We start from the raw sequence: 15,507 nt of genomic DNA, 5'->3' as shown, positions 1-15,507 counted from the left end.
AAAATATTTTAAAGTCCTCCCCTTTGGGGAGGATTTAGGAGGGGTTTCTCAAATCCTTAGGCATACGTCCGTTGAGCAGAAAGTATGCCCAATTTTTACTTCCATTAGCTTTAGCTACATTTGAGGCGCGGGTCCAGTTGTAGCTTACGTTCACCTGCTCAATATTTACAGTAACACCATCGGTACACACAATGGCATATTTTGCGTGCGGTGTCATCGATTCCATGGCAAAGCGGTGCTCGCCCACGCCCAAATAAGCCGGCAGCCCAACACTACCCGGATTAAGTATAATTTTACCATTGCTTAAATAAACTACCCTGTTTACGTGCGAGTGCCCGCACAGGATAATTTTTTGCTGTATATGAGCTGTTTTATCTACCAGATCTTCGTCGTTATAAACAAATACGCCATTGGGAGTCACTTTTTCGAGCAAATATTCATTATCACTTTCGGGAGTGCCATGGCAAACAAAAAAGGTATCATCAAAAACGGCAGTTGGCGGAAGGCTTTTAAGCCAGGTAATGCTGTCTTTAGAAAGCGCACTTTTTACCCGCTCCATATTCTCCTTTTCGGATGTTTTGTCGAGATTTTCCAGTATTTCACGGTCGGTATTGCCGCTGATACAAAACATGGGGGTATTGCGTATAATCTGAGCACATTCTTCGGGTTCGAGTGCACCAAAAACATGGTCGCCCAAATTAATGATGGTATTGATTTTTTTGGCTTTAATATCGGCTAAAACGGCCTGTAGGGCCAAACAGTTGCCATGCACGTCAGATATTATGGCGTAAGCTTTCATAGTGAATTTAGTATAGATTAAATTAAACGTGGCTCATTTGAGCTTGTTTGGCTTAATTATACGCAAACGAAAGCTAATTTGTTACCATAGTTAAATCAATAATATAATACTGCCCAAACAAAAAAATGCCACTCTGAATGTGAGAGGAATCTTATACAGCTGATTAGTTTAACCGTACAAGATTTCTCCTACTTCGAAATGGCGTTCAGTGCAGAATAAAATACTGCTTATTTATTATTGATCAAATTGTACAGTTCGTCAAGTTTAGGGGTAAGCACAATCTCTATACGGCGGTTTTTGGCGCGGGCTTCAGGCGTTTTAGCTGGGTCGAGGGGTTGAAACTCGCCTTTACCTGTTGCAGTAATCCGGGTAGGATCAATCTTTTCAACCTCGGTTAAGTAGCGGCTTACCGATGTGGCACGCAGTACGCTCAAGTCCCAGTTATCTTTTATTTGGCCAAGATTTACCACACGCTGGTTATCGGTATGGCCTTCAACCGAAAGGTTAATGTCGGCTTCTTTATTCAGTACGGCTGCCAGTTGCTTTAAGGCTTGCTTGCCCTTATCGTCAATTACTATACTTCCTGATGGGAAAAGTAATTTATCGGTTAGTGATACATAAACTTTTCCGTTACGCACATCAACCGAAAGCCCGCTCTGCTGAAAGCCCAATAAGGCTTTTTGCAATTTATTCTTTAAGGCATTGGTGGCTTCATCGCGCTTACGTAAAATATCTTCTACTTCGTGCAAGCGGGCTTCACGTTTTTGTAAATCGCCCGATAGCTGGGTTAGTTTGGTTGAGTTTGCACTGTAATTTTTATTCAGCATGGTATACTTAGCGTTCAGCTCGTTATACGTTAACTGCAAATCATTCAGTTCGCGGTGCAGGTGTGCGGTATCGGCCTGGAGTTTAGCACGCTCTTCTTCTAAAGTATTTGTACGGGCTTGCAATGAATCGCGCCCGGCAATCAATGCTTTGTAAGCCTTAGGCGACATTACTTTACAGGAATGCAGTGCCATTCCACAAATCAGGGCAAAAAAAAAGATTTTTATCTTCATAGATGTAAGTTGAATTGAAAGGATGAAATGCGGATTTAAAGTTTATGTACGCTTTCTCCTGAACAAATAAATTAATATAGCTATAATAGCTAAAACTGCTGCTATTTGCCACACAGAAATTTTGAAACTACCTGTGAAATCAGGAATTGTTAATAGCATCGTTGCTGAAGTTTAACCAATGGCATTATTCAAGAACACATTTAAAGGATGTATCTGCTCGCATAGCGTAGCTATCTTTTTAGGCGCATCAGCGCTGAGTATTTCCTTATCGGTGAGGTTGCGGTAGGCTATAAAGCTTTTGAGTTTTAAAAGCTCTATATGCTTGTTATCGGCCTCGTAGCCTTTGGGTAATGTTTTCAGTTTCTCTTGTTCGCGAAACTCTCCAAAGGCTTTTTTAAACTGTGGCTCATCAATGATAGCTGTAAGGTCGGCGGCATTATAATCAATTTCCTGCCTTATGGCTTTAATATGCTCACCCTGCGGCATCCAGTAACCACCGGCAATAAACGATTTATTACCCGGTTCAACTTGCAGGTAATAGCCAATCTCTACCGACTTATGTTTGGTTAGCCTGCCCACTGCAAAGTGTGTTTTATAAGGCGTTTTATCTTTACTAAAACGGATGTCGCGGTAAATGCGCATCAAACTCTTTTTAGGCTCCACATTACTGTCAACACCGGTATCGGCTTTACTTAACTCTTTTATAAGTTGAGTGGCAAAGCCCAGCATATCCTGGTGTGCCTCATCATAACGTTCCTTATTAGCCTGAAACCACTCGCGGCTGTTATTTTCCTTGAGGTTGGTTAGAAAGTTTAGGGTATCAGTTTGTAGCATCGGTATCTAAATGTGGCTGGTAATGTATTTTGGGCGATAACCAATAGAGTAATATCACCCTCGAATAACGATAATTGAACGGTGCCAGTATAAAACATCCGCCTAAAATAACGGCGAGGTATAACCAGGGCGATTCCATATTGCCGGTTATAGAGTAAGTTATAAAAGCCAGTATTACGGCTTCGGCAACGTTAAAGGCGTAGCTTACATACATTGCGGCGTAAAAATAGCCTGGTTCTAATTCAAAATGCAAGCCGCAGCGCGGACAGTTTTCCAGCATTTTGTTGCCGCCAAAGTGATAAACGCCTCCCTTGAACATTTTGCCTCTACGGCAGCGAGGGCATTTAGCCTGCAGCATTGCAGGGCCTTGTGGTGTTTGGGGCATAAGCAGATGTGTTTATATGAAAAATCCGGCGCGTAAGCCGGATTTAGTAATATTAATTTAAGTGTAGTTCTTGTTTTTGCATATTGAGGTCAACGTCTTTACGGCGATATTTTTTGTACCAAACATAACCGCCTACGGCAAGTGCAATGTAGGGTGCTGCCAGTAAGTACAAGATGCCGTTATTTAACCCGTTAGCTTCGGTATTACCGTTTTTAACACCAGCCTCGGCGGTTGCCGAACACATGGCACATTGCGCCTTTGCAGGTTGATTACCTATAAGCATCAGCCCGAGAACAAAACCAAGAACTAAGACCTTCACACTCTTCATATAGCAAAAATACCTAATTATAATTAAAAGTTGTAATATGGCTGTATTAACATGTACACAATTACACCGCTTACGGTAACATAAAACCAAACAGGAAAAGTCCAGCGTACCAGTTTGCGGTGTTTGGGAATATCCATTTGTAAGCCTCGGTAAAAGCTCATCAGTATTAACGGCAATACAATGGCCGCAAGTATAATATGCGGAATTAAAACTATGTAGTAAACGGTACGCATACCCCCTACATTAGCCAGTTCTTGTGCCGATACTACTCCATCGCCATCTAAATCTCCGTACAAGGTTTGCGGTGCCAGCCAATGGAACAGTATGTACGATACCAAAAACAATGACGACAACACGAACGCCAGTATATTGGTACGCTTATGCCATGTTACCTGCCCGTGACGTATAAAGTAAAGAGAAATAACCAGTAACACGCTGCAAGTACCATTGAGTATGGCGTTGAGCTTAGGGAAAAAATACAACCAATCGGCCGAAATAGCCGGAGCTGGTAATACTTTGCGGTTAAGTATAATAACCACCAACAACACAAATATGGAAATGCCGGCCACAAACCGGAATATGAATTTATCGCTTACGTTCATTATCAATCAGGGGCTTTTATTTTACGCAATTCTTCTGCAATCTGTACTTTGATCTCATCGTTCAGCTTCACAATATCTTGCAAATTGGTGCCATCGTAATAGCCTCGTATGCGTTTCTCCGCGTCTATGAGCACCAGTTTGTTATCAAATACAAATTCGTTGTTAACCTTCAGGGCATTTATAAGTAAGCCATTACGGGCAAGGTTGTACACAGCAGTGGTATCACCTTTCAAAAACATCCACTTATCGGCAGCATAGCCCCATGGCTTGGCATAGGCTTGCAGAGCGGCTTCGTTGTCCCGGTCGGGGTCAACGGTTATGCTCACAAATTTAACCATCCTGTTTTTGCGGAATGCTCCTGCAAGGCGATCGATATTCTTGTTTACCACACCACAAACTTCAGGGCAGTGGGTATAAAACATGTTCACCACAAATATCTTGTAGTCAAAATCTTTAGAGGTTACCGGTTTACCCAACTGGTTGGTTAATTGAAAGCCGGGCAGTTTGTGGTAAATGGTATCGGGTATATAATTACCATGGAACTTGTGGCCAGTTTTAGCTACTTGTTTTGGCCCGTAAATAGCCAGTGGTTTATACCTGTTTTTACCTTTTGCGGTTAGTAAATAATATAAAAATCCTGGTACTGCTAATATGAGCACCAGGATTAATACCTTTTTTACAGAAGAGGATACTTTGCTCATTAGCAGCTTACCTTATCCATTGCCAAACATCAACCCAGTGGTGGCTTTCATTGGTAAGCACCAGGATCAAACCAATGATGAACAGTGTTGGTACCAGTATAGAATAAATTAAACCTACTTTTTCGAACTTTAAGTGCATAAAGAACGCTACAATGTAGAAGGCTTTAGCAAGCGTTAAAAGGATATAAATAGGGTTTGCTACATTTAAAGTCATGTGTCCTTTAGGCACCATGTAAAGGGCTATAAAAAACTCAATAACGGTAATACCCAACAGGATGAAAAACACCTGCCATATTTTACCACGGGTCATACCACCATGTTCTGCATGGTCGTCGTGGTGTAATTCTGTATGCTTAATATCTGACATAATCTTTTTGTAAATGGTTGAATGGAAATCAAACTAAGTAGAAGAAGGTAAATACGAATACCCAAACCAAATCAACAAAGTGCCAGTAAAGGCCTACTTTTTCTACCATAAGGTAGCTGCCACGGCGCTCATAAGTACCTGCTAAAACGTTGATTAAAATGATAATATTAATAATTACACCTGTAAATACGTGAAAACCGTGGAAACCTGTAATGGTAAAGAAAAGATTTGCAAACTGTTGCGTGTATACAGCCGATGGTTCAACTCCGTGAGGGAAGAAATGCTTCAGCTCCTCAGCAGGAGGAATTTTACCCCAGCCAAATCCTTCGTGAAATAAGTGGCTCCACTCTAAAGCCTGGCAACCCAGGAACATGAAACCACCAATTACGGTAGCAACTAACCAACCGGCAACTTCTTTTTTAGCACCGCGGTGACCAGCCTCAACGCCCAGTACCATAGTAACCGAACTTAAAATGAGGATGAACGTCATGATACCCACAAATACAAGTGGAGCACCGTGCTCAATGGAGGTTAACGGAACCGATTGGAAAATATGGTCGGCAGCCGGCCATGCTGTTGAGCTGAAACGCAAAGCGCCATAAGCAATTAATAAAGATGAAAATGTAAAGGCATCCGATAAAAGGAAAAACCACATCATCATCTTGCCGTATTCTACCGAAAATGGCTCTCTTCCGCCAGCCCATGGCGTCGACTTAACTTCGTCTATAGGGGATGTAACCGCTGTTGTACTCATTTGTACTTCTTATTGTGTAGATTGATTAATTCTGGTTCAAAAGTAAAAAAACATAGAGATAAATCCATATAATATCGACAAAATGCCAAAATAATGAGGACATCTCCATCCGGAATAAATTTATTGCCTGAGGCTTTTTCCGGTAGGTGCCTACCAGGCTTATAATAAGTAACACTAATCCTGCCAAAATGTGTAGCAGGTGCATTACCGAAAATACATATACGAACGAAATTGCTGCATTAGCGTTAACAAACCAGGCATGCATTTTAAATGTAAGCACATTCCAGGCGTAAACCTGCATAGCAAAAAACGCAACACCCAATAGCAACGTTATCCAAATAAATAAACGCTGTTTGCTAACGTCACTTTGTTTAGCAGCTTTTGATGCAAAAAACATGGATACACTGCTCACCATAATTATAGCAGTGCTGTACATAAATGCATCGGGCATTTTAATGCTGAGGCCATGCCCTTTCCCACCAATATATACAATGAAACCGCTGGTTAACGCCGCAAAAAACATAAACGATGTGAACAAAAACAGCCACATGTTAAACCGCTTAGGCGTTAAATCTAATTTCCCTTTGTCTTGCTGAAACTGTGCCATCATCTTTTCTACTTCCCTATAAAATCAAACAAAAACATTAACTGTACTACCGGCAGGTATAAAAACGACCCGAACATCAATGTCTTGGCCGATTTAATATCCAGATTACGCATCAGCATGAAGGCCTGGTATAAGAACACCAAACTAAACACTAATGATACTCCTCCTACAAAATAACCGCCATGATGATAGAAGGTTGGTAACAAGCTTACCGGAACTAATACCAATGTAAATATAAAAGCAACCACAGCGCTCATTCTGTCGCGGCGGCCGGTTGGCAATAACCTGAAACCAGCCAACTTATAATCATCATCCAGCACCCAGGCAATAGCCCAAAAGTGCGGAAACTGCCAGATGAACTGTATGCCAAACAAAATCAGCGCAATATCATCAATTTTAGGATAAGCTGCTACGTAACCAATCAGCGGCGGCAGCGCTCCGGGTATTGCACCTACAAATACCGATATGGGCGACTTTTGCTTTAACGGAGTATAAGCAAAAGCATATAATATAATGGCAAATACCGATAAAAATCCGGTCAGCAAATTCAAACTACCTAACAGGTAAGTACCAAATATGCCCATTAATAAACTTAGCACCAGCGCTTGTCCATTGGTCATACGGCCGGCCGGTAAAGGCCTGTCGGCGGTACGGGTCATCAATCGGTCGAGGTCTTTTTCAATGATCTCGTTAAAACCGTTTGCAGCACCAGTGATCAGGAAACCGCCGATAATAAGCTTTGCCCAATTAAGCCAGTTAATAACGCCAAGCGGGTTATGTTCTGATGGAACCTGGCTCCCTATCAAAAATGATATGGAGGCCGAAAACACCACCAGGAACGTAAGCCTTAATTTAACAAGCTTTATTAAATCCCTCCAAATCATCTGCTCACCTCCGTGTATTTTACTGTACGCCTAAAGTTGAGTAACAAGTAAAACTGTGCTCCAAATACCAGGCTGGCCAATACTATGTGTGATGCCTGTGCCACAGGTGGTAATGCTGCGTATGATAACGCTATCCCCACCCCTATCTGTAACACTATCATCAAAAATATAAAACTCATTAACTGCTGCTGTAACGAATGCCTGTCAAAATTACGACGGGTTAAAGCGTACATCATAACGTTTATTACTAAAACCAGTAAAGCCAGATCGCGGTGGGTTATAAATATCTCACCTACCTTGCTTACCCATTGGTCTCGGTTGGCGCCCTGCATATGGTCGGCAACCTCATCAACTTTTTCGCGTACTTCGGTACCAAAGGTAATTTGCAGTACGCTTAATGCAATGGCTATAAATGCTATCACTTTCAATAGCACATCGCTTTTTAGTAAGGGCTTGCCCTGTACTTTGGCTAAATGATAAGCATAAATGGTAATGCCTAAAATAACCAGCGCCAACAGCATGTGTACGGTGACTATCCAATCAACTAAGTTGGTTGACACCACTATTGATCCTAACCAGGCCTGATACCCTACTAAAAGCAAGTTTATAACGCTTAAAACAGGTATCCACTTATTTTCGGACCAGTAACTGAATGAAAAGAACACAATGGCGAGTAATCCAACCCCTGATAGAGCTCCCACCAAACGGTTTATATACTCTGTCCAGGTACGGGCAGCATTAAACTCTTCGGGTACCAATATCGATTTATCTTCGCGTATACGGGTTGCCAGTTCGCTGTAACCAAATACATCTAAGGTTTTGGCAAAACGTTGGTTTTTGGCAGCGCGTTTGGCTACATATGTTTCTTTATAGTCGGCAGGTAACTCGCTTGCATCGGTAGGTGGAATGTAGCGGCCAAAACACTTAGGCCAATCTGGGCATCCCATACCCGAACCCGAACTACGTACTATACCTCCGGCTAATATCAATGCAAAAAGCAAAACAATTGTAATAAGGCTGGCTTGTTTAAATCTTGTTTTGTTAGTTGCTTTACTCATTTATACTGCTAAAAAATTAGGGTATCTGTGAGGGATACTTCCCGGTACAGATACCCTAAATCATGTTTTCAGGAAGGAATTATTTAACTTCTTCCTCGTTTGACTTTTGGGTGTTTACCCATTCGCCATTATCGTGCGACGCATGGTCTTCAAAATCGTGCGGCAAGTTCGAACTCAATGTTTGAGAGAACGGTGTTGTTTGAGGTATAAAGTCCTCGTCATGGCCAGGCTTGCTGTAATCATATGGCCAACGGTATACGGTTGGAATTTCGCCAGGCCAGTTACCGTGGATGTGCTCAACCGGTGTAGTCCACTCCAAGGTAGTAGAGTTCCATGGGTTTTGAGGCGCTTTTCTACCAAAGAATATTGAATAGAAGAAGTTAAACAGGAATGCTACTTGTGCCAATGCAGAGAATATAGCAGCCCAGGTAATAAAGGTGTTAACCGATACCCATTGTTTTAACGACTCAATTTCGGTGAATGAATAGTAACGACGTGGTACACCGTCCAAGCCCATAAAGTGCATTGGGAAGAATACCAGGTAAGCACCGATGAAAGTTAACCAAAAGTGCAGGTAACCTAATTTTTCGTCCATCATACGGCCGAACATTTTAGGGAACCAGTGGTATACACCGGCCAACATACCAAATATAGCTGCCGAACCCATTACTAAGTGGAAGTGAGCTACTACGAAGTAAGTATCGTGCAGGTTAATATCAAGCGCAGCGTTACCTAAGAAGATACCGGTAATACCACCAGAGATAAAGAATGATACCAAACCGATAGCGAACAACATAGCCGGAGTGAACTGTATATTACCACGCCAAAGCGTAGCTAAATAGTTGAATGTTTTTACAGCCGAAGGTACCGCAATAATCAAGGTAGTGATCATGAACACACCGCCCAGGAACGGGTTCATACCCGTAACAAACATGTGGTGACCCCATACAATGAACGACAATACTGTAATACCTATTAGTGAGTAAACCATGGCATGGTAACCAAAAATTGGTTTACGTGAGTTAGTAGCAATAACCTCAGATGATATACCCAGTGCAGGCATAATAACGATGTATACCTCAGGGTGACCCAGGAACCAGAATAAGTGCTGGAACAGTATCGGGCTACCACCTTCAAAAGGCATTACCTGACCTTGAATAACTATATCTGACAAGTAGAAACTTGTACCAAAGCTACGGTCGAATATTAATAATACCACACCTGCAACCAGTACAGGGAATGCTAATACACCCAAGATAGCAGTTAAGAAGAATGCCCAGATGGTTAAAGGCATTTTCCACAGATCCATACCTTTGGTACGCATATTTAAGATGGTACTTACGTAGTTAATACCACCCATTAATTGCGATGCAACAAATAAGGTCATACTTACTAACCATAACGTCATACCCATACCCGAACCCGGCATTGCTTTTGGCAAAGCAGATAGTGGTGGGTATATAGTCCAACCCGGACCGGCAGGGCCTTTTTCAACAAAGAAAGAAGCCATCATGATAACGCTGGCAATAAAGAATAACCAGTACGAAAGCATGTTCATGAATGGCGAAGCCATATCACGCGCACCTAATTGGTAAGGAATTAATAAGTTACTGAATGTACCGCTCAAACCTGCTGTTAACACAAAGAATACCATGATGGTACCATGTATGGTAACTAACGACAGGTAAAAGTTAGTATCTAAACGACCACCTGGTGCAAAACGACCCAGTAATACTTCCAGTAAAGGAAATGCTTTCTCGGGGTAAGCCAGTTGTATACGGAACAGGATAGAAAGTATCATGGCAATTACGGCCATGATTATACCAGTTATTAAAAACTGGCGTGCTATCATTTTGTGATCCTGGCTGAAGATGTACTTCGTCCAGAATGTTTCGTTATGATGATGTTCGTGATCGTGATCATGATGTGCAACGCCGTGATCGTGAACTGATAATGTTGACATAATCGCTATATATCTTGATTAATTAATTGACGCTAATCTGTTTTGTAATACTGTTTGCTTGTAAAGCGGGTTATCTGCCAGCTTAAGCTCCTTTTTTAACTGGTCGGTTAAATAAGGTTTTTGCTGTGCAAGCCAGTTTTGATACTCGGCTTGTGTAACCACCAATACTACTTTTTGCATGTTGTAATGGCTTCCTCCGCAAATTTTGTTGCAATACAGGTGATAATTAAAGTCTGGCTGATCCAACTTGTTGCGCATTTCGGCAGTAGTAGCAGTTGGCGTAAATTTAAAGTAGGTTGGTAAACCCGGTACAGCGTTAATTTGTACACGGAAGTTTGGCATGTAAACGCTATGGATCACATCCTGGGCAATAATGTTTAGACGAACCGATTTGTTAACCGGTATTACCAGTGTATCTGCCTGTAAATCATCAAAGCTGTTTTTATCATCATAACTAACACCAAGTTTATTGGTACCATTAATCAGCTTGTAATTCTTTTTACCCAATTTACCATCTTTACCAGGATAACGTAGTTCCCAGGCAAACTGGTGACCGGTAACATCAATATCTAATGAAGCAACTTCGCCTTTAGCGTCAACCGTGTTGGTGATCTTTCTCCAGGTTAGGAAGCCGAACACTACCAGAACAGTTAATACGATAGCCGGTGCAACAGTCCATATTTTCTCAATAGTGTTGTTATGCGGATAGTAGTAAGCCTTGCGTTTATCAGATCCCTTGTATTTGAACAAGAAGGTAAACAGCAAAATTTGGGTAAGTAAAAACACTACGAAAGTGATACCAAATGTTATCCAGAACATGCTATCAAGTGTTTTACCATGTACCGAAACGGCATCACCTATAATCATGCTACCCTGTACACTAAATGAATAGTAAACACCAACTATACCGGCAACAAGGAAAATAAGGAAACCAACTGCCATTACGTTATTCCAGTTTACGCCCTTTTTACCTTGCATTTGCAGGGTAAGGTCATACACCTTAAATATTTTACCGATAACAGCTACGGCAATACACACAATTAAAAACAATAGAGTGTAGTAACCTGCGGTTGTCCATACACCGGCTGTTTGTGCAGATGTATTACCGGTTTCGGTAGCAGTAGAGTTTGAACTGGCAGCTTGTGCCATTACCAGGTTGGTACCCAGCAAAAGCATCATCGCCGACAGCGATAAGAACTTTTTATAATTTATCAGATGCTTGAATGCCATTTGTATCAGTGGTTTGATATTCTAAAATGTATTACAAAGTTAGCAATTATTAAATGTGGTGGTGCAGGCTCTCGTCCAGTAAAGGGTGTTTCTTAGGCACTAATGATTCGAACTTGCTTAATGCATTAAGCATCAGGAAGCTAAATAAACCTGCAAAACCTATGAAAGTAAATAGTTCAGTGATACCAAACTCTCTATGGTTCTCCATTGTACCCGGCATAATCATCAGGTAGTAATCTAACCAGTGACCGATGATAATAATGATAGTTACAATTTTCATGCGTGTAAATGAACGTTTGTTGTCGTTCTTCATCAGCAGGAATAATGGTGCACAGAAGTTTAATACAATATTTAACCAGAACCACCATTTGTACTCAGGCTCCCAACGACGGTAGAAGTAAACACTCTCCTCGGGCATGTTAGCATACCAGGTAAGGAAGAATTGTGCAAACCAAACGTAAGTCCAGAAGATAGAGAAACCGAAGATCAGTTTACCTAAATCGTGCATGTGGTTTTCATTAACCCATGAAAAATATCCGTTCTCTTTAAGGATGGCAAGTGTTAAGGCAATTACAGCTAAACCGCTAACGTGTACCGCAGCTAAGTTATACCAACCAAACATTGTTGAAAACCAGTGTGCCTCTAAAGACATGATGGTACCAAATGAGTAGATTGGGAAAGTGAAGCCAAATATAACAAGGAATATAGCCGAGATTTTAAAGCTCTTGTTATAGTTAAGCATACCGCCTAAGCTATCTTCACTGTTAGAATAATCTACCAGTAATTTGCCAAACAATGAGTACAAACCAAGCATTACCACTAAACTTCCGTAAAAGAAAGGCTTGTTAAGGAATGCTGATTTACCTGCTATTACGGCATCATAAATAGGGCTGCCTTCAATAGCTAAACCCTTAGTGGCCCAGTGTGCATATAAGTAAGGAGCATCAACCTGATGGCCTTCATGCATTTCGGGGTGGGTTAAAAATAAACCTGCTCCTACTACAATTAATAAAACTAATACAGCTATACCTAATATGCGGGCAAAAGCCTGTGGTATGCGCAATAAGCCTACCGACCAGCCTGCTTGTGCCATATACTGGTAAGCCAGGAAAAATACACCTGCAACGCAAACGCCTACAAAATAGTAGCTCATAAGCAGCAGGTTTGAAAATGTACGAACCGCGTGATGCTCATGATGATCGATCGCAAAGCCGTACACAATGCCCAGCACACCAATTACAATAGCCACCAGGCTAAATGTTTTTGCTTTGCCGGCAAATTCAAAACGTTCGTCAAAACTATGTGGATGATGAGTGCCCATTCAGCTTTAATAATTATAAGGTTTGCAATTTGTGAACATACATGATTACTTTCCAGCGCTCTTCGGGAGCTAACTGTGAAGCGTATGAACCCATGGCATTTACGCCGTAAGTAATTGTGTGATAAATTTTACCATCGGTAAGGTCTTTCATGGCACCACCGCGTGATGATTGTCCTTTTGAGTATGATGGCGGAGCAGGATAGCCGTGGGCTACCACAGTACCGTCACCCTGGCCTTGTAAACCATGGCAAGGCGAACAGAAGTGTTCATATAATACCTTACCTTCAGCATAATTGGCTTGGGTAGCAGCTATCATATTTTTAACCTCTAAACTGGCCTGGTCGTAACCGGCTTTAGTATTAGGATAATCAAAACGGGTAAAGCCAATTGGCGTAGTGCCTGCAGGCGGAACCTGTGCTGTTTTACCGTCTTTAAAATTAGGGTTCTTTTGGTCAGGATCATAAGCAATATGCTCATACATGTTTGGAGCATACTCATAACCCGTGCTTCTTTTATCGTGACATGATGACGTTACCGCAATAGCAGCAATAGCGATCATGGTTGCGCCGAATATCTTGATCTTATTCATCATAGCTAACATACTTTCTCTTATTGTGCTTTACTTCAACAGCTCCGGCTTCTTCAAGCAGGCGGGTTATATCATCATGTGGTACATTACCTTTGGCATCAACTGCAATTACAAAGCGGTCGTCGGTAGCACGCAGGTCCATTACACGTGGAGCGCGGCCCGGGAACAGGTGTGTAGCTGCAAAGAAGGTGGCCACCATACCGAAAGCGGTGAAAAGGATAGTCCACTCAAAGGTAAACGGTACAAAGTTTGGAATAGAAAAATTTGGCTTACCACCAATATTCATCGGCCAATCGTGTACCAGGGTGTAGTATACAATACTGAATATAACAGTAGCACCTATACAGCCACAGCAAAATGCTGCGTAACCCAAACGTGATTCTTTAACGCCCAGTTTAGCCTCAATACCGTGAATAGGCATTGGGGTATAAACGTCATAAATCGGAATACTATTTTTTTGAAGTTTGGTGATCCCATCCATCATTTGGTCCGGATCCTCAAAACAACCTAATATAAATTTAGTGCTGCTCATGATTATGCTTTATGGTATTGAGTTAAATCAACACTGTCGTATTTTTCTAATGATGTTACGTAATCGTCAACATGAGTTGGGTCAAGATGACCTTCGTCAATCAGTTTCTTCTTAGCTTGCTCACTTGATGTTTTCAACAGTAATTTCACCTCGGCCATAGCTACTGATGGAAGTACACGTAAGAATAACAGGAACATCACAAAGAAGAAGCCTATCGAACCAACGAAGATGCCCACATCTGTCCAGGTTGGGTAAAACATAACCCAGCTTGATGGCAGGTAATCGCGGTGTAACGAGGTAACAATAATTACGAAACGCTCGAACCACATACCAATGTTTACAATGATCGACAGAACCCATGATAACGGAATGTTGATACGGATTTTTTTGAACCAGAATAGCTGAGGCGTAATTACGTTACAGGTCATCATGCTCCAGTATGCCCACCAATACGGACCGGTTGCACGGTTGATGAATGCATATTGCTCGTATTCAACACCAGAGTACCATGCGATGAAGAACTCAGTAATATAAGCCACACCCACAACCGAACCTGTTAACACGATGATCTTGTTCATCGATTCGATATGGAACATGGTGATGTAGTTCTCTAAACCTAATACTTTACGTGCAATTAGCAACAGGGTTTGTACCATGGCAAAACCTGAGAAGATCGCACCTGCAACGAAATACGGAGGGAAGATGGTAGTATGCCATCCTGGTTCAAGCGAGGTTGCAAAGTCAAATGATACGATGGTGTGTACCGAAAGTACCAGAGGAGTTGATATACCTGCAAGAATTAATGATACCGTTTCGAAACGCTGCCAGGTTTTTACCGAACCGGTCCAACCGAAAGACATGATTGAATAAATACGGCGGCGTAAGCCTGTTGCACGGTCGCGGATTGATGCAATATCAGGTAATAAACCGGTGTACCAGAATACTAACGATACTGAAAAGTAAGTTGAGATCGCGAACACGTCCATCATTAGCGCCGAGTTCCAGTTTACCCATAACGAACCGAATTGGTTAGGAAGAGGTAAAGTCCAGTAGGCTAACCATACACGGCCCATGTGACCGAAGATGTAGGTGGCCGCACAAATTACCGCGAAGATGGTCATCGCCTCGGCAGAGCGGTTGATGGAGTTACGCCAGTTTTGACGGAAGATTAGGAGTACTGCCGAAATAAGTGTTCCGGCGTGACCAATACCTACCCACCACACGAAACCGGTGATATCCCAAGCCCAGCCTACTGTTTTGTTCAAACCCCACTCGCCTATACCGTACCAAAAGGTCCAGCTGATAGAGAAGAGCCAAACACTCGCTCCCATTACCGAGAGTACAAAGCCTATCCACCAGGCCATGTTGGGTTTATTTTCTACAGGGGCTAAAACCTCGTTAGTAATTTGGGCATAGGTAATATTCTTGCCCGTAATTAACGGTTCCCTGATTATTGATTCACTGTGAGATGCCATAGTGTATTAATATCTCGTAT

General features: G+C 41.9%; 18 protein-coding genes. All 18 read right to left on the bottom strand.

Translation table 11 applies throughout. The features are described 5' to 3' along the window. Nucleotides 1-34: 34 nt before the first annotated feature. The gene (locus tag QE417_RS17580) at nt 35-799 is read right to left on the bottom strand and encodes a metallophosphoesterase family protein (protein WP_311951815.1); all 765 of its coding nucleotides are present in this window, start codon (nt 797-799) and stop codon (nt 35-37) included. A 227-nt stretch (nt 800-1,026) separates the two neighbouring features. Further along, nucleotides 1,027-1,857: an OmpA/MotB family protein gene (locus QE417_RS17575; RefSeq protein ID WP_311951813.1), complete on the bottom strand. Its 831-nt coding sequence runs from the start codon at nt 1,855-1,857 to the stop codon at nt 1,027-1,029. 171 nt (nt 1,858-2,028) lie between these two features. Further along, entirely contained in the window at nt 2,029-2,691 is a 663-nt protein-coding gene (locus QE417_RS17570) for a DUF2461 domain-containing protein (RefSeq protein ID WP_311951812.1), read from the bottom strand. Beyond that, nucleotides 2,678-3,076, bottom strand: coding sequence for a DUF983 domain-containing protein (locus tag QE417_RS17565; protein WP_311951811.1), 399 nt, complete (start codon nt 3,074-3,076; stop codon nt 2,678-2,680). Before QE417_RS17565 ends, QE417_RS17570 begins: the two co-directional genes overlap by 14 nt. A 52-nt stretch (nt 3,077-3,128) precedes the next feature. Then, nucleotides 3,129-3,359, bottom strand: a complete 231-nt coding sequence (locus tag QE417_RS17560; RefSeq protein ID WP_311951808.1) for a hypothetical protein — start codon at nt 3,357-3,359, stop codon at nt 3,129-3,131. A 68-nt stretch (nt 3,360-3,427) separates the two neighbouring features. Next, nucleotides 3,428-4,006 carry a DUF420 domain-containing protein gene (locus QE417_RS17555; RefSeq protein ID WP_311951806.1) on the bottom strand — a complete coding sequence of 193 codons (579 nt, stop codon included), beginning with the start codon at nt 4,004-4,006 and terminating at the stop codon, nt 3,428-3,430. Between the two features lie 2 nt (nt 4,007-4,008). Continuing rightward, a complete protein-coding gene (locus tag QE417_RS17550; RefSeq protein WP_311951804.1) occupies nt 4,009-4,707 on the bottom strand; it encodes an SCO family protein in 699 nt (232 codons plus the stop codon). 7 nt (nt 4,708-4,714) lie between these two features. Continuing rightward, nucleotides 4,715-5,074, bottom strand: coding sequence for a cytochrome C oxidase subunit IV family protein (locus tag QE417_RS17545; protein ID WP_311951802.1), 360 nt, complete (start codon nt 5,072-5,074; stop codon nt 4,715-4,717). A gap of 28 nt (nt 5,075-5,102) precedes the next feature. Further along, complete coding sequence (locus tag QE417_RS17540; RefSeq protein ID WP_311951800.1) at nt 5,103-5,828, bottom strand: cytochrome c oxidase subunit 3; 726 nt, start codon at nt 5,826-5,828, stop codon at nt 5,103-5,105. Between the two features lie 25 nt (nt 5,829-5,853). Further along, on the bottom strand, nt 5,854-6,438 hold the full coding sequence (locus QE417_RS17535; RefSeq protein ID WP_311951798.1) for a cytochrome c oxidase subunit 3: 585 nt from the start codon (nt 6,436-6,438) through the stop codon (nt 5,854-5,856). A gap of 5 nt (nt 6,439-6,443) precedes the next feature. Further along, nucleotides 6,444-7,319, bottom strand: coding sequence for a heme o synthase (gene cyoE, locus QE417_RS17530; protein WP_311951796.1), 876 nt, complete (start codon nt 7,317-7,319; stop codon nt 6,444-6,446). After that, nucleotides 7,316-8,377, bottom strand: a complete 1,062-nt coding sequence (locus tag QE417_RS17525; protein ID WP_311951794.1) for a COX15/CtaA family protein — start codon at nt 8,375-8,377, stop codon at nt 7,316-7,318. The genes cyoE and QE417_RS17525 overlap by 4 nt, the downstream gene beginning before the upstream one ends. 79 nt (nt 8,378-8,456) lie before the next feature. Beyond that, entirely contained in the window at nt 8,457-10,340 is a 1,884-nt protein-coding gene (locus QE417_RS17520) for a cytochrome c oxidase subunit I (protein ID WP_311951792.1), read from the bottom strand. Nucleotides 10,341-10,358: 18 nt separating this feature from the next. Beyond that, nucleotides 10,359-11,570: a cytochrome c oxidase subunit II gene (locus QE417_RS17515; RefSeq protein WP_311951790.1), complete on the bottom strand. Its 1,212-nt coding sequence runs from the start codon at nt 11,568-11,570 to the stop codon at nt 10,359-10,361. A gap of 49 nt (nt 11,571-11,619) precedes the next feature. Continuing rightward, on the bottom strand, nt 11,620-12,891 hold the full coding sequence (locus QE417_RS17510) for a quinol:cytochrome C oxidoreductase (RefSeq protein WP_311951788.1): 1,272 nt from the start codon (nt 12,889-12,891) through the stop codon (nt 11,620-11,622). 13 nt (nt 12,892-12,904) lie between these two features. Beyond that, nucleotides 12,905-13,492 carry a c-type cytochrome gene (locus tag QE417_RS17505; RefSeq protein ID WP_311951787.1) on the bottom strand — a complete coding sequence of 196 codons (588 nt, stop codon included), beginning with the start codon at nt 13,490-13,492 and terminating at the stop codon, nt 12,905-12,907. After that, on the bottom strand, nt 13,473-14,012 hold the full coding sequence (locus QE417_RS17500; protein ID WP_311951785.1) for a DUF3341 domain-containing protein: 540 nt from the start codon (nt 14,010-14,012) through the stop codon (nt 13,473-13,475). The genes QE417_RS17505 and QE417_RS17500 overlap by 20 nt, the downstream gene beginning before the upstream one ends. 2 nt (nt 14,013-14,014) lie before the next feature. Then, a complete protein-coding gene (gene nrfD / locus QE417_RS17495; RefSeq protein WP_311951783.1) occupies nt 14,015-15,487 on the bottom strand; it encodes an NrfD/PsrC family molybdoenzyme membrane anchor subunit in 1,473 nt (490 codons plus the stop codon). Nucleotides 15,488-15,507: the final 20 nt, after the last annotated feature.

The sequence above is a fragment of the Mucilaginibacter terrae genome (assembly GCF_031951985.1).
GTDB lineage: Bacteria > Bacteroidota > Bacteroidia > Sphingobacteriales > Sphingobacteriaceae > Mucilaginibacter > Mucilaginibacter terrae_A.
The sequence above is the reverse complement of the archived record's forward strand: the minus strand, read 5'-3'. Positions and strand labels throughout refer to the sequence as shown.